Below are 22,526 nucleotides of genomic sequence, written 5' to 3'. Positions count from 1 at the left end.
TTCAATCCTGTTTTTGGGATTTTCAAAAAGCGTCAACTCAAACTGAGCATAAATCAGCACCATAGCCATGGTGCTGATCACGAAACAGTATTAGCGTCAGCCTACGCTATTTTTGCACCTGCAAGCGTTGCTCCAGTAACTTCAAACGCCCGCGTATTTCTTCACCAACTGCAATTTGCGGATTGGAATAACCGTCACTCTTGCCAGCCTCTTCTTCACGCTGCTTGATGATGGGTCTTGCTGCTGCATGTGCAGCTTCAAAAGACAGTGTCGTGTTACGCAACTGTTCGTCATACATGGCACGGCCAAAGAAAGTAAGGTCAGATTTACTGCCGCAGCCGTAAGAAGTATGATCGGCATCTGATGCTGTCATGACCAGAGATTTCGCATCCGACAAAGGTGCGACCCAGTTACCCGCAAAGCAAGCTGAAATTGAAATCACGCGGTATTTGATACCCGCCTCATCCAGCCATTTTTTCAAGTCGTCTGGCGTAACCGACTTCACGCTGAGCGGCCACATCCCGGCAGACAACTCTCCATCACTGGCACCATGTGAAGACATGTGCAGGAACAGGATATCTTCATTGACATCCATGCGTTTTGCCATCTGTTGTATGGCGCGCTGCAGATTCAAGGGTGTAGCCCAGGGCAGGCTATGGATGGTTCCCGGATTATTCACCAGTTGCAGACTTCGCCCCTCTGCATCAAAACGTTTCGCCATCACTTGCGTGACCATGCTGGTCTCATTCAGGAAAACATTTTCTTCACCATAAGGGGCAAAACTGAGGCTGTACAAGTCTATGATGCCTGGTCTGTGTGGCTGCAGTGCCTCGAGTTTTTGGTTCAGCAAAAGCGCTTGCTCTTCGAATATTTCCTGGGTAATTTCAGGGGACTTGACCTCTGTATCTTCCTCATTTTTTTCTGTCTTTTCCTGGACCGGATACCAGAATTGTGTTGCATTGGTGCTGATACCCAAGCCACCAGCCACTGCCATGGCGATGACAACCGACAGCATGGCAAGTACGCGCCTGTCACTAGCGCGCCAGAAGAACAAGCACTGAATAAACAAAACTACGACAGGTGGCACAAGATAGACCAGCCATTGCATGCGCATGGATAATTTTGACAGATCATACCAACCCATATGTATGAGTAAAGCGCCGATAGTGCAGATGACAACATTCAATACCAGCATTTGAGCAAGCGCCAGCACAAAGAAATGCGCCGCGTCCGGTGCTCTGCTGTCAGAAGTTGCATGGTTTCCTGGCGTTAGGATACTCACTGGACGCAAGCAGTAACATCCCCAGGCAAGAGCAGCGAATTCCAACCAGCCTGAAGCCAGAACTTGCCAATAAAACCGGGCCCAGCCAACGAACATGAGGCGCTGCAAGCCTATATGGCAGCATAAGTAAAAGGACATCAATAGCGCGATCAGCCACGGTGACGCTGGCAGCCCCTGCCACCTCGGTTTTAAGCACATACTGACGCGCATGGCCTCTACCAGCAAACGACGCAGGGCAATAGCATGATTGTCGCCAGGGTCCTGCGTGGATGTTGTGGCTGGTGTCAGGGGCAGCACTTCCTCCTCTGATTCAGAGCTGTGCGCTGCACTATTTGCTGATAAAAATTCCGTCATTCAATTACCTGTTAAAAAATACTCGAGGATAATATTTACAGCCTTGCAGTAAAACCTGTAGCGACAAATAAACGCGTCAGAAAAACACCGGTTCAACTTCCAACAGCACGCCAAACTTGCTCAGCACATCCGCCTGCACTGCCTGCGCCAGTGCCCTTACCTCTGCTCCGCTGGCACCGCCATGATTGACCAGTACCAGCGCCTGTTTTTCATAGACGCCAGCCTTGCCCAACTGCCTGCCCTTCCAGCCACACTGATCAATCAGCCAGCCTGCAGCCAGCTTGTAGTCACCACTATCTTGCTGGTAGCTGACTAGTCCGGGGTAAGCAGCCAGCAAGCTGTTGCGCAAACTCACGGGGACTATCGGATTTTTGAAAAAACTACCCGCATTGCCTATCCTGGCTGGGTCTGGCAATTTTGCCTGACGTATGGCGATGACCGCCTTACTGATATCCTTGGCACCGGGCTCGGCAATCTGGTGCTGGCTTAAATATTGCGCGACATCGGCATAGCCCAGCTTTGCCTGCCAGCGCTTGGGCAAGGCAAAGCGCACACTGAGTATGACCATGCGATCTCTGTATTCCTGCTTGAAGATACTATCGCGGTAGGCAAAACGGCATGCAGCCTTGTCGATTTCCACCAACTGGCCGGTGACAAAATCGAAGGCACTCAGACTGGTAAATACATCCTGGATTTCGATACCATACGCACCTATATTCTGTATGGGTGCAGCACCTACCGTGCCAGGTATCAAGGACAAATTTTCCAGCCCCCCCAAGCCTTGTTCCAGCGTCCACAGTACGAATTCATGCCAGTTCTCACCTGCGGCAGCCTGCACATACACATAGTTGTCGTCTTCAGACAGAATCTTCTTGCCCTTCATGCATATCTGCAAGACCAGCGCATTGACGTGATCAGACAAAACCAGGTTGCTGCCGCCCCCGAGTATCAGGCGCGGTGAGGTTTTTAGGTGGGCATCAGCAAAGATGGCTTGCAGTTGCGCCAACTGCTGTATGCGCAAAAACTGGCTGGCGCGGGCGGCAATGCCAAAGGTATTGAGGTTTTGCAGAGAATAATCTGCTAAAAATGTGAGTAAATTCGTCATAAGACCCAAATTATAGCCTTTGCTCTCTCATGCCTGCCTGCATTTGCTAAAATGGAGCTTAATTCATTATTTTAAGCAAGGAAGCAAGATGCCCTCTTTCGATACAGTCTCTGAAGCTAATATGGTTGATGTCAAGAATGCCATAGACCAGACCAATAAGGTAGTCACCAATCGCTTCGACCTCAAAGGCAGCAGCGCCAAAGTTGAACAAAAAGACCGTGAACTGACCATTTATGGCGATTCAGAATTCCATCTCGACCAGGTTCGCCTGGAGTTGACGATGACCCTGGCCAAGCGCAATGTCGATGTACGCTTTCTCGACATGGGCAAGATAGAAAAAATTGGCGGTGACAAAGTCAAGCAAGGCATCAAGGTTAAAAATGGCATAGAAACTGAAGATGCCAAGAAAATCGTCAAAGCGATCAAAGACAGCAAGCTGAAAGTCCAAGGCAGCATACAGGGTGACGCTGTACGCGTGACGGGTACCAAGCGTGATGACCTGCAAGCTGCCATGGCAATGCTGCGCAAGGAAATCAAAGACCTGCCTCTGGAATTCAATAACTTCCGCGATTGATCAGCATGCGCCTGCCTGTAAAAAAACTGAAACTTCTGAGCGCAATCTGCCTGCTGGCAGGCACTGCAATGGCCCATGCCACCGACATAGGTGTGGTCGGTTTATTCCCGGGCAAGGCTATCCTGGTGGTTGATGGTGCTTCACCAAAAACCTATACCGTGGGCAGTAATATCAGCAGCGACGCCAAGCTCGTTGATGCTGACCGTGAATCAGCCACGGTGCTCATTAACGGCAAACGCCAAGTGCTGGTCATGGGACGAACCGTGCATCGCTCTGCGCCTAGCAGTGGCAGCAGCGTCGTATTGCGTGCAGATGATCGCGGCCATTTCACGGCACCGGCCATGATCAACGGCATCAGCATCAATATGTTGGTCGATACCGGGGCCAGTCTCATCGCCCTTCCTGCGACGGAGGCAACCAGGCTGGGCATCAATTACAAGCAAGGCACGCCTAACAGTGCAGATACTGCTGGTGGAGTTGTAAAAACCTACCACGTCAAACTTGATAAAATCAAAATAGGTGACGTGGAGTTGTATCAGGTGGATGCATCCATCTTGGAGCAAGGCCTGTCCACCCCTTTGCTGGGCATGTCTTTCCTGAACCGCATGGACATGCGACGTGAAGGCGATCAGATGACGTTGACTAAACGGTATTAATCTCTTTTGCGTTCATTGCAATATCCAAGATTGCAAAGGTTAGGGGTCAAACTCTCAAGCCTTTTAAATAATTTGGCCAGCAGACATTGCGCATGTCTGCTGGCACATTGGTCCCACCTCAAACCGTAGCGATTTGTTTGGTAGCCAGATTATCAATAAGCCTGCTTCAAGCGCCTTTGTTTAACAGACTCTGCCAAACCTTCCAGCACCTTGATGCTTGATTCCCAATCGATGCAGCCATCTGTTACTGACTGACCATAGACCAGTTCTTTGCCTGGCACCAAGTCCTGACGACCGGCAACCAGGTGAGATTCGATCATGACACCGACGATACGGGTATCGCCATCTGCAATTTGTTTGCCGATATCAGCGCAGACCGGAATCTGGTTAGCGGGATTTTTTGAGCTGTTGGCGTGCGATGCATCTATCATCAGGCGGGATGCCAGGCCCGCACTGGCGATGTCCTTGCAGGCCGCATCAACACTGGCGGCATCGTAGTTAGGTGCTTTGCCACCGCGCAGGATGATGTGGCAATCTTCATTACCATTGGTCGATACGATGGCAGAATGGCCGCCCTTGGTCACCGATAAAAAATGGTGAGGCTGGGAAGAAGCCTTGATCGCATCAACAGCGATTTTGACGTTACCGTCTGTACCATTCTTGAAACCTACCGGGCAAGACAGGCCAGATGCCAGTTCCCTGTGAACTTGTGATTCAGTCGTGCGGGCACCAATCGCACCCCAGCTGATCAGGTCAGCGATGTATTGTGGGCTGATGACGTCGAGGTATTCAGTACCGGCAGGCAGGCCGAGTTCGTTAATGTTCAGCAGCAGTTCACGGGCTATGCGCAGGCCATCATTGATGCGGAAGCTGTTGTCGAGGTAAGGATCATTGATAAGACCTTTCCAGCCTACTGTGGTGCGTGGTTTTTCAAAATACACGCGCATGATGATTTCCAGCTCACCAGCAAAGCGCGGGCGTTCTTCTGCCAGGCGTTGTGCATATTCCATTGCGGCTTTGGTATCGTGGATGGAGCACGGACCGATGACGACCATCAATCTGTCATCCTGACCATGCAAAATGCGATGCAGGGCGGTACGGGCATTGGCTGCGGTTTCCGACGCTTTTTCGGAACAGGCAAACTCACGTATTAAATGTGAGGGTGGAACCAGTTCCTTCATTTCGCGTATGCGTAAATCATCGGTGCGTTGCATGTTTTCTCCTGAGAATTCTTAAAAAATAATATGTGTCAATGTAGTCAAATTCTGATCGGTAAAAATAATTACGGATAAATATGGTTCAATTTTTTCCTGGCCCAATTGCAATTTACTGGTAATAAGTGCAAGGGCAAAAAAAAACCGCCTGATCGGGCGGTTTTTTAGAATTTTGGTTTGGCTCTTTTTCTTCGAGTGCTTACCGTCTTTCCACCGCCCTTGGCTTGGAATAGCTAAAATAAAAGAAGAAAAAGAAAGCAATGTGTTTCATATCAATATTTGCGTATGTATTCAGCTCAATTATTGTTTTTACATGGTTTTACTCGGTAAAACGAGTAATTCAAAACTATAGTGCCTCAGAATTCAGCAATTTGCAAGAATGTTGCGGAAATAAGCTTATTCATTTTTTCCACAAAGGTGGCGGCTCTGGTGGAATATCCCCCTGATTGGGGTAAGCGCCAGGTACTGGGCCCTTTCTCTGCACAGCAGCCACTTGTGGCGTGTTACGGTTCATCCAGTTACGCAACTCATTGAGATTGGCGGCAATATCAGCACGGTTGGGGGCAAGGCGGTTTGCCCTTTCCAGCAAGTTCAAGGCTTTTTCATTGTCGCCTTGTGCCGCCAGGGCAACTGCCTGGTTATTGAGTGCGGAAGCATCAAACGGGTTGATCTTGGCGGCTTCTGCAAATTTTTTACTGGCAGCGCTATTGTTTCCTTCAGCAAGGAAATTGCGACCTTCTGCATTTGGGTCTTGAGCATATACGTTTGCAACAAAGCTCAAGGCCAACAAGCCTGTAATGAGCGATTGGATATGGTGTGCCACGACTTTCATGATCTCTTGCTTTCAAAAAATACTTAATTACCCTGGTAATACGCCTTTGGAGCGACAGGCGGGAATGTCACCGGTGCCTTGCGCGGCTCAAAGCTGTAGCGCAGGTACAGCGCTGCCGAAGTGTCGTTGAAATCTCCCGAGTTGTCTGCACTGATCTTGCCACCAAGGAATAAATGCGGGGTCAGCTGGTATTCTGCTGCTCCACCCACTTTAAACGCAAACGCTGTCCTGGTCTGGCCAGGGTAGCTGGTCTGGATGTTGATGGTGGGGTTGGCCGCGGCAAATTGTTCCAGCTCTGCCTGGTCTGCTGCTGAATTCGGGTAATACAAAGCTGACAGTTCGCGAAAGTGCTGAACACCGAGTGAGGTGGCGAGCTGGTAGGAGAACTTGCCTTTGCGTCCTGCTATCTCTAGCGGAATACCGAGCGCGACATAGGATTTGGGGCTGAAGTAGCCGCCATGGCCGTAGGTGAAGTAGCGCAGGTTTTTCTGGTAGAAGAAGGAGGTGAGCCCTAAACCAGTGGTGAAGCTGAAGTCATTGGTTTTGTAGGCGCGCCAGTAGGCGCCGACACCGACTTCTGCTTCGGTGTTCTTGGCAACGTTTTTACCTGTGAGGCCGTAGTAGCCAAGGCTGGCATAGACACCGCCATCTTCGCCGTCATAGGAGGTGTCGATCTTGACGCCGGTGCGGGTGATGCCACCCCAGGTGAGTCCGTAGAGGCTGTCTTTGGCGCCTGCATAGGAGAGGTAGCTGTCTGTCACGGAGCGTCTGGCGATTTCTATGCCGAGGCTGGCGCCATCATCACTGCCACTCCAGCGCAGGCCACCGACTACATTTTGTACGGGGAAGCCTATGGGGCTGGAGCCTATATCGGCTCTGACACCGGCTATTTCGTAACTGAGGTTGAGGGCGACGCCTTTGGCTTCTTCATCGAGTGTGGCGACGTTGGATAAGCCTTGCTGACGGGCGATGGTGGTGAACGGGACTTTGGCGTATCTGGCGCGTTCTACCACTATCGCATTGCGGCCAAACTGGCCTGAAACAGCAGGGTCGTTCAGATACAGAGTTCCTGCATCAGCTACCACGGGAATGATCTTGAGACCAAACTGGCCGAGGCCGAGGGTATTGATGCGGGCTTCGATCGGGATTTCTACATCGGTCAACGCTGACAGACCTATTTCTCCACTGCGCGCTCTGGTCGCGACTTCGACCGAGACTTCTGTGCGCTTGAGTTCGTTGATCGAGTCTATTTCTTTTAACAATGCCGCTTCTTCGGCGCTTACGTTCGCTGCCTTCGCGGGCCGGACTTTGCTTGCCTGCGCCAGGTTAGCTGGAGCAGCAGCATAAGCGTTGTTGCCAGCCGCTGCGTATTGTTGCGGCACAGGCACGGGCGCAGCGGAATAACTGGCTTTGGGTGGCACATAAGGTGTCACCAGTGCAGGTACATTAGCAGCACTGCCGCTTACATCATTATTTTTGGGTGCAGCCTGATTTTGCAGTGGATTCGTTTGTACTGGCGCAGCTTGTGTCGCTTGATTTGCTTGTGAAGCTTGTGATAATGGACTGCGTGTCAGATTAGCTGGTGGAATCTGATATACCGTTGCCGCACCTGTCGCCGTGCTGACATTACCGCTGGAGCCACCCTGCACTGCCACTGGAATAGCATTGCCAGCATAAGCCTGTTGCGGTACCGGTGCTCTGTTATTCAAGGCAGTAGCGGGCAATTGCGGGATACTGGGCATAGGTGCTGGAGCAGTAGCGGCCATTACCGGATTGGCGGCACGGCTTTGTGCCGCCGCCATGGTAGAGGCTGGCAATTGTGGTATCACAGGCTGAGGTGCCTGTGCATATTGAGGTTGCGCATATTGGGGTTGAGCATACTGTGGCTGCGCAGTTTGCAAAGGCACGCCTACCGGAGCAAAAATCGCGCTCCTGGGATTAGGTGCAACTAGCTGCTGTGCAGGGGCAGGTGCAGGCGCTGCATAGGATGCTGCTACCATCTGGGTTCTGCCGCTGCGGTCAGCAAAAGGGTTGACACTGAATTCGCTGACATTCGCTGGCTGCGCCTGTGCGACCAGGCGTATGCCATTTGCACCCATATCAGTGCCTGGTCTTTGTGACTGTTCCAATGCCAGGGCCTGCCTGAAATACGCCAGGGCTTTACCGGTATTACCGCGTGCACGTGCGAGGTTACCTGCCAAAGAAATAAAACGCGGATTGGATGGCTGCTGTTGCATCAGCGTTGCCAGGTGTTGCTCGGCCGTGTCAAAATCCTTGACCTGTATCGCCGCATAGACCAGACCTTGCAAGACTTCAGGATTATCGGGTTCTGACTGCAAAACGCGTTGATATAAATCTTTAGCCGAATCAGTATCACCCGCAGAAGAATAGATGCGTGCCAAAGCCAGCAACAGCAAATTGTCTTCAGGGTCAGCCACCAACATAGGCTGGATAAAATTAAAGGCGCTGGCATAATCACCCGCCTCACGCGCACGCTCGGAATAGCGCATCGAGACTATACGCTGCAAGTCTTTGTAATCAGTGACTTCTTCCGCAGTCAGCTTGGGCATGTCAGCCACGCGGTGCATAACGGCCAGCACTTCTGCTTCCTGATTTGCGCGCAATAAAGCCATGCCATATTGCAGCAACAAACCTGCCTGCGGATTGGGTGTACCTTCTACTGCACGTTTAACCAGGGCCAGGCCATGCGCAGGGTCACCCACCTTCATGTGGAAGGCGGCGATGATGCCAACAAATTCTGCATCATTGCCGGCGGTATTTTCTATGATACCGAGCAGTTCACGCGCTCTCGCGGTATCACCGCGATTGACAAAGACATTAAGGCGATCAACCTGCACCCTGGTCCAGAGACGCTTTTGCAGCTCGAACATTTCAGGTTTTCTGGCGGCGGCAGGCAGGCGCTCCAGCGTGATCAAACCTTCCCACCATAATTGCTGCATGGCGCTCAGCAAGGCACTGGCATACAAGGCCTCGGCCTGGGGATTTTCTACATTGGCTATCGCATCCATCAGGGCGCGTGCTGCACCAGGTGCATTCTGCCCCAGGTAGATTTTAGCCAGGGCCATGCGCAACCAGGGGTTGTCTGGCGTGATCAGCACGGCATCTTCGAGGTTGGCTTGCGCGACGGCGATATTACCCGCTGCTTCAGCCGCCTTGGCTTTGTCCCATAGCTGCGTTGCCTTCAATTCAGACAGCACTGTCATCTGGCGCGGCGACATATAGGCGCTGAGCTCTTCCAGATCCTTAATGCGTTTTTGCAGCGCCAGCAAACCTATGAGGCTATCAAGTGCACCCTGGTTCTTTTTATCGTCACGCAAGACCAGACGGAAATTTGCCTCGGCACCGACAACATCATTTTCTGCCAGCAAGGCATCACCGAGCTGCAACATGCCGACTGCTTCCTTGGGGTCCATTTCCACGGCCTTGCGCAATAAGGCGATGCCTTTGCTGCTATTGCTGTCTTCAAATGCGCTACGCGCATCTGCGATCATGCCCCAGTAATTGGCGCGGTCATAAGCGGGTTTCCATTGATCCTTGCGATTTGATGGCGACAATTCCACCGCTTTTTGCAAGAGTGTGCGCGATTCGATAAACTCATCCTGGCGCATTTTTACCAGGCCCATGCCACCATACCCCGCTGAATCTTTGGGATGCGATTTGATCAGCGCCTGGAAAGCTGCTTCCGCTGTTTTGAGGTCATTGTCATCAAGGGCCTTGAAAGCAGCAGTACGTGCTTTTTCTGGCGCGTCACCGCTTGATTTTGACTGGGCCTCTGGCTTATTGCTGTTTTTTGGCTCTGCCTTGGCGACCACTTCAGGTTTTGGTGCTGCTTCTATTTTTTGCTTGCTTTCAGCCGCGGCCTGCACTGCCGTACTTTGCTTGGCAGCCGCCATGACCTTGGCAGGGTTGGATTTTTCTTCTGGCACTGCTGGCGCTGCCGGATGACTCAGACTAGCAAGTCGCTCGCTGATGACCTGGTCATTCGGGAACTTATCGAGATAACGACGCAAGTGTTTCGCATTTTCATTCTTGACGCCCATCCAGCTCAAAGCCTGACGCCAGGAATCCCCGGCCTGCTTGCCAACATCAGCCTTGACAGTCAATTGTTCCAGCGCTGCCATACCTTCAAGGCGCGTAGGCTCACGGTAAGTCAGGACCTGGGCATATGCCAGTGCATAGCGGGTGTTACCTGGATTTTCTTTTTGCAGCTTTTCCAGGCCACGCTTGGCATCAGGATAGCCTGCCTTGGTACCGGCCAATACCTGGAAATATTCGAAAGCGGCATCGCCCTTGAGCTTGGAAGGGTCGCCCATTTGCTTGTAGGCTTCGACCGCGCTATCGGCATCGCCCTGTTTGGCCAGCTTGCGTGCTTCTTCGAGTTGTCCACCGCTGCCACTACCGCCCTGCAGGACAGCATTTTCAGCCGTGCGCAATTGCGTGATCGTGGCTTGCGAACCCCGCAGTTTGGAATAATAGGATTTTGCCTGTGCAGTATTGCCCGCCTTGGCTTCAAATAAGACCAGGGCCAACAAGGCATCCACATTGGAAGGTTCCAGCTTCAAGACCTTGCGCCAGGCATCGGCAGCGTTTTCATCCTTGCCACGCTGTGCCCAGAATTGCGCCTGCTCTTTCAATTGTTGCGTCAAAGGGGTATTCGCGAGAGCTGTCCCGCTTTCCAGATATGCCGTCAAAAGCGCCAGTACCAGCGCTTTCTTCTTAAATGTCATTCATGTCCCCTTTAACTTCTTCGCTAGTGAGGGCATCGTCTGCCAATGCTTATAGATAAACACTTTACAAACATTCTACAAACACTCACTTTACCTGCATTTTGAAGTAAGCCAGCATAAATAGGAAGTCCATGTGTGGCAGGAATTGTAAATCTATTGTAAATCCAATAAAAAAAACCGCTCAAGCCTGAAAGATTTGAGCGGTTTCCTTGCATTGCGCAATTTAAGTCTGATTAGCCTGACTCAGTTACCCTGGTAATAAGCCTTGGGGGCGACAGGCGGGAACGTCACCGGTGCCTTGCGCGGCTCAAAGCTGTAGCGCAGGTACAGCGCTGCCGAAGTGTCGTTGAAATCTCCCGAGTTGTCTGCACTGATCTTGCCACCAAGGAATAAATGCGGGGTCAGCTGGTATTCTGCTGCTCCACCCACTTTAAACGCAAACGCTGTCCTGGTCTGGCCAGGGTAGCTGGTCTGGATGTTGATGGTGGGGTTGGCCGCGGCAAATTGTTCCAGCTCTGCCTGGTCTGCTGCTGAATTCGGGTAATACAAAGCTGACAGTTCGCGAAAGTGCTGGACACCGAGTGAGGTGGCGAGCTGGTAGGAGAACTTGCCTTTGCGTCCTGCTATCTCTAGCGGTATGCCCAGAGCTACATAGGATTTGGGGCTGAAGTAGCCGCCATGGCCGTAGGTAAAGTAGCGCAGGTTTTTCTGGTAGAAGAAGGAGGTGAGCCCTAAACCAGTGGTGAAGCTGAAGTCATTGGTTTTGTAGGCGCGCCAGTAGGCGCCGACACCGACTTCTGCTTCGGTGTTCTTGGCGACGTTTTTACCTGTGAGGCCGTAATAGCCTAAGCTGGCATAGACACCGCCATCTTCGCCGTCATAGGAGGTGTCAATCTTGACGCCGGTGCGGGTGATGCCACCCCAGGTGAGTCCGTAGAGGCTGTCTTTGACTCCGGCATAGGAGAGGTAGCTGTCTGTCACGGAGCGTCTGGCGATTTCTATGCCTAGGCTGGCGCCATCATCACTGCCGCTCCAGCGCAGGCCACCGACTACATTTTGTACGGGGAAGCCTATGGGGCTGGAGCCTATGTCTGCTCTGACACCGGCTATTTCGTAGCTGAGGTTGAGGGCGACGCCTTTGGCTTCTTCATCGAGTGTGGCGACATTGGAGAGGCCTTGCTGACGGGCGATGGTGGTGAACGGGACTTTGGCGTATCTGGCGCGTTCTACCACTATCGCATTGCGGCCAAACTGGCCTGAAACAGCAGGGTCGTTCAGATACAGGGTACCGGCATCGGCAACCACGGGAATGATCTTGAGACCAAACTGGCCGAGGCCGAGGGTATTGATGCGGGCTTCGATCGGGATTTCTACATCGGTCAACGCTGACAGACCTTTTTCTCCACTGCGCGCTCTGGTCGCAACTTCGACCGATACTTCTGTGCGCTTGAGTTCGTTGATGGAGTCTATTTCTTTTAACAATGCCGCTTCTTCGGCGCTTACGTTCGCTGCCTTGACTGGCCTGGCCTTGCTGCTATTGCTATTAGCAACGGCATATTGCTGCGGCACTGGCACTGCAGCCGTGAAGCTGGTTTTCGGTGGCACATATGGTACATATGGCGCAGCTGGCGTGTACTGCGCCAGCATGGTTTGCCCTTCAGGATAAGGGCTTTGCATGGTCGCGCCATTGCTATAGGTATCTGGCCTGCCACGGTTTGGCTCTGGTGGCGCACCGACAGCAGTTGGCATCTTGGGCTGCAAGGTATTGGCAGGTGGCGGTGCCGAGCCCGCAGGTGCACTGGCTGGAGCAGGTTGAGCTTTTGGAGCTGGTGGCAAGCTCGGCAAACTTGGGATAGTTTTGGGTAGAGTGCTGCCAGGCGCTACATTATTCAATGGGACACCAGCAGGTGCAGGCGACGTAGTCAATGGCTTGCCGACTGGCGCAAATATACCGCCGGTAAAGTTACTGGCTGGGGCTTCTTTCAGGAGTGGTCCTGGTGCCGGTGCTACTCCTGGGGCAAGTACTGCTCCTGGTGCCGACGTCGGCGCTACTGTTCTTAGCTGTGGTTGTTGAGCGTTGGCAGGTGCACCAGATTTGCGGTCAGCAAAAGGGTTGACCTTGAAATCATTGACCGTACTGGCTGGTGCAGTATCCACCAGACGCAAACCATTCGGGCCGGAGCCGACCACGGTTTTTTGCGCCTGTTCAAGTGCCAGCGCTTTTTTGAAATAGCTGAGGGCGCGGCTATTATTTCCCTGCGCCCTGGCGACATTGCCTGCCAGTGCCAGGTAACGCGGATTATCCGGTTCCTGGCGCAGCAACACACTCAGGTATTTTTCTGCATTGTCGAGATCACGTGCTTCCATTGCGGCATAGACCAGGCCCTGCAAGACTTCCGGGTTTTCTGGATCGCTTTGCAAAACCTTGACATACAATTCCCGCGCCGATGCGCTATCGCCTGAAGCCGTATAAATACGGGCCAGCGTCAGCAGCAACATCTCGTCATCAGGCGTGGCAATCAGCATGGGCTGTATGTAGGCATAAGCCGTAGCATAATCGCCCGCCTCACGCGCACGCTCGGCATAGCGCATCGCCAATACTCTTTGCAATTGCGTGAAAGCAGTAATCTCTCCTTCTTGCAGATTGGGCATGGCCGCTACCCGGCGCATGACGGCTTCGAGCTCACCTTCCTGGTTTGCTTGCATCAACGTGCCAGCATATTGCAACAGTAAACCTGCTGCTGGTTTAGAGGTATTTTGCACAGCATCGCGCAACATGGCGTAACCACGTTCCTTGTTGCCCAGCTGTATGTACAGATTCGCCATGGTGCCGGTGAATTCCATATCACTCCCGGCGACCTGCTCAACCTGTGTCAATATCTCACTCGCCTGACTGGTATTGCCGCGCCTGGCCAGCAAGGTGATGCGGTCTATCTGTACCCTGATCCACAGGCGTTTTTGCAGATCCACCATTTCTTTCTTACGTGAAGCTGCAGGTACTCGCTCCAGCGTATTCAGGGCTTCCCACCAGAGTTGCTGCATCTCGCTGAGCAAGGCGCTGACATACAACGCTTCAGGGTCTGGCGCTTCGACATTGGTCATGGCCTCGATCAGGGCACGTGCTTGTCCTGGCATGTCGCGCTTCAGATAAATCCTGGCGAGTGCCATGCGCAGCCATGCATTATCCGGCTTGATCATGATGGCATCTTCCAGCATTTTTTGTGCTGTGTTGATGTCACCTGCGGCTTCTGCAGCCTTGGCCTTGTTCCACAAATCTTCTGACTTCAGGTTGGCGATGATGGCCAGATGGCGCGGCAGCATGATGCTGCTCAAGGCTTCCAGGTCAGCTATACGTTTTTGCAAAACCAGTACACCAATCACACCATCAAGTGCGCGGATATTGGTTTTGTCTGCATCCAGGACGCGGCGGTAATTTTCTTCTGCCCCCTTCAAATCATTTTCTGCTTGCAAGGCATCTGCCAACTGCAGGATACCGGCTGGCTCTTTGCCATTATGGGCGATCGCCTTGCGCAGGAAATGGATACCCTTGGTACTGTCACCATCTTCAAAGGCATTCCTGGCCTCGGCCACGGTTGCCCAATAACTGGCATCGTCCGAAGCTTGCTTCCATTGGTCCTTGGATTGCGCAGGTGAATAATCGACTGCCTTATGCAAGAAAGTGCGCGCCTCGATGAACTCTTCCTGGCGCATCTTGACCAGGCCCATACCGCCATAACCTATCGGATTTTTGGGATAGTTTTTGATCAGGCCCTGGAACTCGGCTTCTGCAGCCTCGATCTCATTGTCGTCCAGCGCCTTGAAGCCGGCTATGCGGCTTTTCTCTATAGGATTTTCTGCGACTGGCTTGGGTTTTAGCGCTGCTTTCTCAGTCTTATCAGCCTTATCAGCCTTCTCAACCCTCTCAGCTTTTTCCGGCTTCTCGGTCTTCTCGACCTTTTCTGCCTTTTCAAGCTTCACTGGCTTATCTGCGGACTTGATCTCCGTTGGCTTTGCAGTTTGCGTAGTTTGTGCGATTTGTGCCACTGGTGGCGTAACCGCCGCAGGTCTGGTCAAACCCACCATCCTGTCCCTGATGAGCTGGTCGTCTGGATGTTTTTCGAGATAGTGATTGAAGTATTTGGCATTTTCCGGCTTCATGCCCATCCAGCTCAGGGACTGACGCCAGGATTCTGTCGCCTGTTTGCCGACATCGGGCCTGCTACTCAGACCTTCGAGCAAGGCCATGCCCTCTACCCTGCTGGGTTCACGGTAAGTCAGCACCTGGGCGTAGGCGAGTGCGTATTTGCTGTTGCCTGGATTTTCTTTACTGAGTTTTTCCAATCCCTTACGGGCTTCGGCATGACCATTTTTAGTGCCGCCGAGAACCTGGAAGTATTCAAAAGCGGCATCGCCTTTGAGTCTGGAAGGATCGCCAATCTGCTTGTAAGCGTCGACCGCGGCTTCAGTATCGCCCTGCTTGGCAAGCATGCGGGCGTTTTCCAGCTGGCCTACGCCACCATTACTACCCTGGCGCAAAGCCTGCTCAACATTGCGTATTTGTGCAGAACTCGCCTGCGTACCACGCAAGCGCGAAAAATAGGTTTTGGCCTGCTCGGGATTGCCTGTCTTGGCTTCAAGTATGGACAAGGCCATCAGCGCGTCGATATTATTGGCATCGACCTTCAACAACTTGCGCCAGATATCTGCCGCATTATCGTCGCGGCCACGCTGTTGCCAGAACTGCGCCTGCTCTTTCAATTGCTGTGTCAAAGCTGATTGCGCGAACGCAGTTTCGCTCTCAAAAAAAACCGTCAAAAGCGCAAAGACTATCGCTTTCTTCTTGAAGACCATTTACTTCCCCTAATGATCGCTTTTTTCTGTGAGTCAGCTTGTTTATCGTCACCTCAGAAAATCAGCACTGTGTCAGGTTTTAAATCAAGGAAATGGGCAGCGCTATCCATTATTTTACGTTTCAGATAGCACGCTGCCCAAACAACTCAATCCATTTCAATTATTTCTTTTTATCTTCCAGCGCCAGGCGGGATGCCGCTTTCTTGCGCAAGAAACGGAACAGCATGGTCGCAGCAATCAGCGAGGCCAGCATCAGGAAAATAATCATGATGAAAGGCTGGGTAGATAAATGCCATTTGAGCCAGGTCCACCATGGCAAACTGCCTGCGTAATAGGTTTCACCTATCTGTGCATTGGCGATGCGGTCGCCCTTGATGAGCACCAGATCACCCTGGAATTTGCTGCGCAGATCAGCCTTATTCAAACCTGCGGTCAAGTCAGCCAGGCTGGCCGAGTCGCCAGAGGTCATGACAATCACGCTGTGTCCGCTGGACAATGGTGATTCAAACTGCATCATGGCACCAAAGGCATTGCCAGTCTTGGCCAGCATTTCACCGGCATGGCGTTCCATGGTATCGAGATCACGGCCAGCCCAGCGGGTCACGAGACGCAGGAAACCTGTAGGCAATTGCAGGCGGTTGCCGTTTTCATCCATGCTCATCGGCATGTATTTTGACCACTGCTTGAGCAAAGGCAGATTGCCGCTTGCACCTAACAGCAGGAAGTCTTTATCACTATGTTTTTCAACGTCGGCGCTACGGATCAGGGTACTGTTCAGTACCGGGTAACCTGTAGATTCACCCATGCGGCCCATGACATTGAGGAACAATTCCATCTCTTGTGCATTTGGGCGGTCTGGCATGACGATGGCTGTTTGCGCCAGGTCTGCCATGCGTGTGAACGGGAAGCCGGCATTTGCCATATATGCCAGATTAGGCATGGCGGCATAGTGTGGCATGTTCGAGAAATCGATCGTCGAATCAGGGTCTATGGCAGAGCGGACATTGTCGAGATACACGTCTTTACAGGCACCTTGTTTTGGGTAGTCGTAAAAGAAGTGGAATTGCAACTGGTTCTCTGCACCGATACGGAAAGTCGGCACCTGGATTTCATCCTGAGCATAACGCTGGCCATCCTTGAAGAACAGCATGACCGATTCCTTGATCTTGCCTTTATCGACCTGACCACCGGACAAAGGCAGAGAGCGCACGAACTCATCATTGATGCCTATGTTCAGAGTAGATTTATCAACGGTAGGACGCGGCGTGAAACGGTAACGCAAATCGATAGGCACGCCTTCTTTTTGCCAGGTGAACAAGTCAGGCGCAACGCGCAGGTTCACGCGTATCAGGTCTGGTGTCAGACCATTAACTTTCAATGCCGGTGGCGCAGCCAGTTCACCAAACTTGACTGGTCTGTCAGTAGGCAACCATTTTGGCGCATCGTAGGCTTTGCGTGGATCGATTTCTTTGAGGTTCTTGATCACGGCAGATTCGCCAGACATGGCCATCTGGCCCATGGTCAGGGCTTGTACGGCAATCTTGAGTTCATTGACATCACGTCCCAACACCAGCAACAACTTGGCTTTGGGATTTGAAGGATTAGCCATGATGGCCAGAGTCGGACCTGAAATTGCAGGTAAAGTAATGCCTGCCGGTGCCTCATTGGCGGTAGCGAACAACACGGCGTTACCACGTGGCAGGGTATTGGCTTCGATAGGGAAGCGCGCGCCACGATAAGAAGACAGATGTCCAAACCAGGAAGCAACGACACCTGCATTGCGCAAGACTTCCAGTGAAGGTGTTGCGGGCAGGATGAAAGGCAGCTCCAGCAATTTGTTGTCGCGTCTGTCAAAGAAAGGTGCTGGCAACATACCCAGGTCATTTGCCAGGGTCAGGGGAGAAACTGTCAATTCCAGATTGGTGGTGTGGCTGAGCTTGGCCCACAGGCTGGAGTGATAAGGGTCTTCACAATCCCTGGTGTAATGGCCGATGAGTTTAAAACTGAGTTGATTAAAATCAGCAAAAAAACGTGGATCTATAACGTCTTCACGCACGATGCCTTTGGACGTCTCTCTCGGCAAAGGAACAACGCTAACCAGTTCATTGTTGACCAGCACCTGTATGTGCGACAGGTCAGGCAATAAAGCCGGTGAATAGGCAATGCCATATTTGACCTTGGCTGCAGTAATCACCTCGTCGCTGCGTACAGTGAAGGGGAAGGAACGCTCGCCCTCAGTGCCACGTAATTCGACACTGGAACTGACGCCTATCATGTCCTTGAGGCTGATGTTATAGGTCTTTTGTCCACCTATTACCGAGGTTGGCTGCAAGTCTTCCAGCGCAATTTTTTCAGTAACGGCAGGTTGGGCGGTAGCTGTGGCTGAAGCACTCGCGTTCGCATGTTTGGACTTGGCCAAACCATCTTCATGGTGTGCTACCGCTGTTACGCCACACAGTATGGCCAGAGCCGTGCTACTGCCTTTGCGCGTTAATTTAGCTCTGACACTTGTCACGATGTTTTTCACGATGGACGCCTCATTTATTTTATTCATATGCCCTGTTCTTTCCGCTACGTATTGCTTCATGCTGCTACCAAACCTGCTGAACCCGCGCATGCTGTGGTATGCGATTTCTTTCAAACCATTCAGCGGGTGGTCGATATCCCTGTCGTTTGACCAGCTGAGCCAGACGTCGGCACGGCCTATGGTGCAATTGATCAAATCCATTTCCTGCTGCAAATCGAGCGGCGCGAATTGTACACTGAGCAGATTATCCTTGAAGAACACTGTCTTAGCCGGAAATACTGACTCCCCATTGGTGCCATACAGGGAAATCATCAAATCTTCATCCTTGTGCATCTGAAAACCTTCAGGTACACGGAAAGACATGCCACCCATGGAAAAATCTTCAGTACGGCAAACGATGGAGTGGCCATTGCTCAAACGCAGGGTGGCATTCAATACTGCCCTGACCCTGTGGGTACGCCTGACCTGTTTGGATTCTGTGGCAACAGCCAGTGTTGCGCCCAGGATGACCAGGTTATAGATCGTCCACAGCATATTCAGGATAACGGTATCCATCTCATAGGTATTCCACCACACCGCCCGGCCTATGCCGACAAAGAAGCCCAATACATTCATGCCCAGCATGATCAGATAAGGCTTGGAAATCGACCAGTCAAAATGCTCCTGCTCGACCAGACCACCTTTGGCAGTCACGTTGAATTTACCAAGTTTTGGATTGATCAGCGCCACCAGTGTGGGGCGGAAGATATACCAGGCCAGTGTCGCTTCATATACCTCTGCCCAGAAGGAATGCCGGTGCGCGCCCTGTATACGGGAGTTGGTCAGGTTGGCATGCAAGAGATGGGGCAAGGAATATGCCGCAATCGACAAAGCCGAGGCCTTGATGATATGCACTTCAAAAAACAGGTAGGACAACGGTGCCAACAAAAACACCATGCGCGGCAAACCATAAAAGAAATGCAGCATGGCATTGCTATAGCAAAGCCGCTGACCAAAACTGAGTCCCTTGCCCAGCAGGGGATTATCAGTCCGGAAAATCTGCGCCATACCCCGCGCCCAGCGTATACGCTGACCAACGTGAGCGGACAGACTTTCAGTAGCCAAACCGGCCGCCTGCGGCAAGGCTAGATAGGCAGTGTTGTAGCCCAGGCGTTGCATTTTCAATGCGGTATGTGCATCTTCTGTCACAGTCTCAACCGCAATGCCGCCGACTTCTTCGAGATAGGTGCGGCGCAAAATGGCGCAGGAACCGCAAAAAAAAGTCGCATTCCACAGATCATTACCGTCCTGTATCAGACCATAGAACAGCTCACCTTCATTTGGCACATTGCGGAAGGTTTGCAAATTGCGCTCAAACGGATCTGGCGATAGAAAATGATGGGGTGTCTGTACCATCGCCAGTTTGGGATCAACCAAGAACCAGCCCATCGTATATTGCAAAAATGAGCGCGTCGGCATGTGATCGCAATCGAAGATCGCAACGAAATCGCCGGTCGTGCGTTTCAGGGCAGCATTGATATTACCGGCCTTCGCATGATTATTATCCGCACGGGTAAAACACTGCACACCGACTGAGGCAGCAAATTCGGCAAAGGCAGGGCGACGTCCGTCATCAAGGATAATGATATTGAGTTTATCCTTGGGCCAGTCTATGCCCATAGCCGCTAGCACGGTAGGCTTAACCACAGCCAGGTCTTCGTTATAGCTGGGGATGAACAAATCTATCGTAGGCCAGGTCGAGGTATCTGGCGGCATCATGACTGGCTTGCGCTTCAAGGGCCAGGCAGTTTGCAAATAACCCAGCAACAGCACCAGCCAGGCATACACTTCAGCCATGATCAGCACCAGTGCAAAAAACAGGTCGATCAGATTGTCCGTGCCTATGGTGTAGGTGATGCGCCAATAGATATAGCGGCTGGTGGCACTGATGGAGAACATCACCATCACCAGTGAAATCAGCGTGCCGGTATACCGGCGCAGGTACAGCGCAGTACTGAAAATGATAATCGAAAACAGTGTTTGCAGCGGCAAATCCAGCGGGATGCTGATACTGGTCCAGTACAAGAACACTGCGACCATCAAGGCCAGAAAACGCGGCGTCTTGCGCTCCCAGCCTGGCCAGTTGACCATGGCACGCCCCAGGTCGTTAAGACGACCATAGAGATATCGGGAGTTAAGTATCGAGCGCATTTAATCTACCAATCTGAAATTCGTTTGCAGCCAGGCCGTCAACTCTTGCATGTCATGGGTGGCAGAACAATGCTGGGAGTAATACGATACCGGCGTCTGGCAAGCCAGTGCTTCACTGACTGCTTCATCCTTATGGATGGTCACTGGAATGAAGCGTTTGCCCAGGCTGCTGCGCAACATGCCAAACACATCACGGCTCAGTTGCTTGGCAGCGTCCATCTGATTCAACAGATAACAATACCCCAGAAACTCTTTGCGGTCAGCACAGTAATACTCAATCAGGGACTCTATCGATGGTATTGTCGAATACGATGCCGCATCCGGCTTCAAAACCACCAGCGCATAATTTGCTGCGTGCAAGACTTGTTGCAAATAAATACTGGGGCCAGGTGGCGTGTCTATCAGGACCACGCTGTTCTCAGGCAAATTCAGCGAAGCCAGTTTATTTGCCAGCCATTTTGGATTGGCCTTGATCTCCTGCTCGAAAACTGCGCGTTGATCTTCATCTACGCTTCCATAGGGCAGGAAATCAACACCATAAGCGCTTTCAAACAAGACATCTGTCCAGCTGTTCTCCATGGTTTCTTGCTGCGCAATACCGCTGGCATCATCATGTGCCATGCCAAAATGCAGCCTGAGCGCATTTTGCGGGTCAAGGTCCAGTATCGTGATACGGGGACCAAGACGGGCCAGGGATGCCGCCAGGTTTGCGGTAACGGTAGTTTTACCTACCCCACCCTTGGGAGAAATGACAGCAACTACCCTCATGGTTTAAATATTTTTTTAAAAAAAGAATTACTGCCAGTATCGGCGGGTTTGGCTTCTTCCTGCTTGCCTGCCAGGCGACCAAAGACTGCACTGACAGCCTGGTCCTTGGCAGCAGACCTGGACTTTACAGTCTGATTACGTGGTTCTTCAGCAGCTTCATGAGCTTGCTTCACGGGCATCGCATGTGCTGCTGGCAAACTATGTATGACAGTGGCGGCCGAAGGTGCAACAACTACAGGCTTGCGGGTGCCGGCAAGCGCTGCAATACCCGGCGCTGCTGTCAGAGCTTCAGGGGCAGGTGTTTGCGCCCTGCCGGAAAACAGGCCAGTACTACCCGCTTCTTTTTGCTTGCCTGTACTTTGTTTGTTCGCCGTCGGCAAAATTTTTGATAAGAATGGTGATGCTGTTTCTGGCTCAGCTTCCTGCTCTTCAGGCGCAGCGTTTTGCATCAGCATTTGCTTTAAGGGCAATTGCGAACTATGTTTGATACTGGCATGAACTTCAGGTGCTGCCTGCAAGGAACTGGTCTTAACGGCAACCGACCTGGCCGCCGCAGGTTTTGCTGCAGCCGGACGGAATGGACTATCATTCGATGGTACTGGTGTGGCAAGGTCTTCTTCACGATGCCGGGCACGTACAGGTGCTACTGCGGGAGGTGCTGAGTGTAGATGCACATCACGCAACAAGGGCCAGCGCTGCTTTGCCTGTTCACTGTCAGCATCGCGATTGATTTCGCGATACGCATCAGTCGATTGCCCAAATTTCTGAAAAAGATTTTTTACGTCATCATCCATAATGTTCACCAGCTCCGGTTACTTGCAGCGTCACGATTCAATTAACGACGTGTGAAATAAGACGGCTCTTCTGACTGCTTCTTCAAATCAAATACAAATAATTGTCCATCTTCGAATACGCCAGCCCGCTGTGTCAGGCGCAAGGACTTGTCCATACCCAGGCCATCAAACCACTGGGCATAAACACCTTCCAGTAATGCCGGTGACCATTCCAGTGCCTGCTCGCCGAATGCCACTTTCAATGGCGAGGCGTGATGGGCAACGACCAGCGCATCGGCTTCTTCCACCAGCTCGACCCAGCCCCAGTTCATTTCTGACCAGACCTTGTTCATGCATGCTTCCAGCGCTTGCAGGCTGCTGCCGTCATCCACATGAAAGCCCGCAGCCATGGTGCGGCCCAGTTGATGCATGAAAGCGCGCAGGTCGCCAGGCTCACCTTTGGAAGCGAATTCAGCAGAAAATGCTCCAAGGAAAGATCTCCATTGAACTGAGCACTGCTGCTCTTCGTAATAGCGAATTGAATTTGTGGACATGCTAATGACACCTTTGCGTTAACTTTTTCTCTATAGCTACTATCGTGACATGCAAATCATAGAGAGTGTTGATTCGTTGCGACTTTACCACTCGCCTT

12 protein-coding genes are annotated in these 22,526 nt (G+C 52.0%); 2 read left to right on the top strand and 10 right to left on the bottom strand.

Translation table 11 applies throughout. The features are described 5' to 3' along the window. Nucleotides 1-106 precede the first annotated feature (106 nt). The gene (locus tag ACO0LI_RS10160; protein ID WP_423032461.1) at nt 107-1,636 is read right to left on the bottom strand and encodes a C13 family peptidase; all 1,530 of its coding nucleotides are present in this window, start codon (nt 1,634-1,636) and stop codon (nt 107-109) included. Between the two features lie 76 nt (nt 1,637-1,712). Continuing rightward, nucleotides 1,713-2,741: a UDP-N-acetylmuramate dehydrogenase gene (murB, locus tag ACO0LI_RS10155; protein WP_423032460.1), complete on the bottom strand. Its 1,029-nt coding sequence runs from the start codon at nt 2,739-2,741 to the stop codon at nt 1,713-1,715. 88 nt (nt 2,742-2,829) lie between these two features. On the opposite strand from murB, the gene ACO0LI_RS10150 reads away from it, so the two are divergent. Together ACO0LI_RS10150 and ACO0LI_RS10145 are read left to right on the top strand one after the other, a co-directional pair. Next, nucleotides 2,830-3,315, top strand: a complete 486-nt coding sequence (locus ACO0LI_RS10150) for a YajQ family cyclic di-GMP-binding protein (RefSeq protein ID WP_186957195.1) — start codon at nt 2,830-2,832, stop codon at nt 3,313-3,315. 5 nt (nt 3,316-3,320) lie between these two features. Further along, nucleotides 3,321-3,971, top strand: a complete 651-nt coding sequence (locus ACO0LI_RS10145; protein WP_423032459.1) for a retropepsin-like aspartic protease family protein — start codon at nt 3,321-3,323, stop codon at nt 3,969-3,971. Nucleotides 3,972-4,123: 152 nt separating this feature from the next. Here ACO0LI_RS10145 and aroG read toward each other — a convergent pair whose 3' ends face one another. The 8 genes from aroG to bcsD form a co-directional block, all read right to left on the bottom strand. Next, nucleotides 4,124-5,185: a 3-deoxy-7-phosphoheptulonate synthase AroG gene (gene aroG / locus ACO0LI_RS10140; protein ID WP_422973853.1), complete on the bottom strand. Its 1,062-nt coding sequence runs from the start codon at nt 5,183-5,185 to the stop codon at nt 4,124-4,126. A 400-nt stretch (nt 5,186-5,585) separates the two neighbouring features. Then, a complete protein-coding gene (locus tag ACO0LI_RS10135) occupies nt 5,586-6,017 on the bottom strand; it encodes a tetratricopeptide repeat protein (protein WP_422953907.1) in 432 nt (143 codons plus the stop codon). A gap of 23 nt (nt 6,018-6,040) precedes the next feature. Beyond that, nucleotides 6,041-10,765: a cellulose synthase subunit BcsC-related outer membrane protein gene (locus tag ACO0LI_RS10130; protein WP_423032458.1), complete on the bottom strand. Its 4,725-nt coding sequence runs from the start codon at nt 10,763-10,765 to the stop codon at nt 6,041-6,043. A gap of 243 nt (nt 10,766-11,008) precedes the next feature. Further along, nucleotides 11,009-15,616 (bottom strand): cellulose synthase subunit BcsC-related outer membrane protein, encoded by a 4,608-nt coding sequence (locus tag ACO0LI_RS10125; RefSeq protein WP_423032457.1) that lies wholly within the window; start codon nt 15,614-15,616, stop codon nt 11,009-11,011. Between the two features lie 160 nt (nt 15,617-15,776). Further along, entirely contained in the window at nt 15,777-20,333 is a 4,557-nt protein-coding gene (bcsA, locus tag ACO0LI_RS10120) for a UDP-forming cellulose synthase catalytic subunit (protein WP_423032456.1), read from the bottom strand. Continuing rightward, complete coding sequence (gene bcsQ, locus ACO0LI_RS10115; RefSeq protein ID WP_422953911.1) at nt 20,334-21,101, bottom strand: cellulose biosynthesis protein BcsQ; 768 nt, start codon at nt 21,099-21,101, stop codon at nt 20,334-20,336. Beyond that, the gene (bcsP, locus tag ACO0LI_RS10110; RefSeq protein ID WP_423032455.1) at nt 21,098-21,895 is read right to left on the bottom strand and encodes a cellulose biosynthesis protein BcsP; all 798 of its coding nucleotides are present in this window, start codon (nt 21,893-21,895) and stop codon (nt 21,098-21,100) included. The genes bcsQ and bcsP overlap by 4 nt, the downstream gene beginning before the upstream one ends. A 41-nt stretch (nt 21,896-21,936) precedes the next feature. Then, nucleotides 21,937-22,428 (bottom strand): cellulose biosynthesis protein BcsD, encoded by a 492-nt coding sequence (bcsD, locus tag ACO0LI_RS10105; protein WP_423032454.1) that lies wholly within the window; start codon nt 22,426-22,428, stop codon nt 21,937-21,939. Nucleotides 22,429-22,526 lie beyond the last annotated feature (98 nt).

Source organism: Undibacterium sp. Tian12W (genome assembly GCF_049339405.1).
GTDB lineage: Bacteria > Pseudomonadota > Gammaproteobacteria > Burkholderiales > Burkholderiaceae_D > Undibacterium.
This window is presented reverse-complemented; position numbering and strand designations above follow the sequence as displayed.

What these genes read in the sequence shown, in the direction of transcription:
- ACO0LI_RS10160 (WP_423032461.1), bottom strand. Translation starts at nt 1,636, where the DNA reads ATGACGGAATTTTTATCAGCAAATAGTGCAGCGCACAGCTCTGAATCA.
- murB (WP_423032460.1), bottom strand. Translation starts at nt 2,741, where the DNA reads ATGACGAATTTACTCACATTTTTAGCAGATTATTCTCTGCAAAACCTC.
- ACO0LI_RS10150 (WP_186957195.1), top strand. Translation starts at nt 2,830, where the DNA reads ATGCCCTCTTTCGATACAGTCTCTGAAGCTAATATGGTTGATGTCAAG.
- ACO0LI_RS10145 (WP_423032459.1), top strand. Translation starts at nt 3,321, where the DNA reads ATGCGCCTGCCTGTAAAAAAACTGAAACTTCTGAGCGCAATCTGCCTG.
- aroG (WP_422973853.1), bottom strand. Translation starts at nt 5,185, where the DNA reads ATGCAACGCACCGATGATTTACGCATACGCGAAATGAAGGAACTGGTT.
- ACO0LI_RS10135 (WP_422953907.1), bottom strand. Translation starts at nt 6,017, where the DNA reads ATGAAAGTCGTGGCACACCATATCCAATCGCTCATTACAGGCTTGTTG.
- ACO0LI_RS10130 (WP_423032458.1), bottom strand. Translation starts at nt 10,765, where the DNA reads ATGACATTTAAGAAGAAAGCGCTGGTACTGGCGCTTTTGACGGCATAT.
- ACO0LI_RS10125 (WP_423032457.1), bottom strand. Translation starts at nt 15,616, where the DNA reads ATGGTCTTCAAGAAGAAAGCGATAGTCTTTGCGCTTTTGACGGTTTTT.
- bcsA (WP_423032456.1), bottom strand. Translation starts at nt 20,333, where the DNA reads ATGCGCTCGATACTTAACTCCCGATATCTCTATGGTCGTCTTAACGAC.
- bcsQ (WP_422953911.1), bottom strand. Translation starts at nt 21,101, where the DNA reads ATGAGGGTAGTTGCTGTCATTTCTCCCAAGGGTGGGGTAGGTAAAACT.
- bcsP (WP_423032455.1), bottom strand. Translation starts at nt 21,895, where the DNA reads ATGGATGATGACGTAAAAAATCTTTTTCAGAAATTTGGGCAATCGACT.
- bcsD (WP_423032454.1), bottom strand. Translation starts at nt 22,428, where the DNA reads ATGTCCACAAATTCAATTCGCTATTACGAAGAGCAGCAGTGCTCAGTT.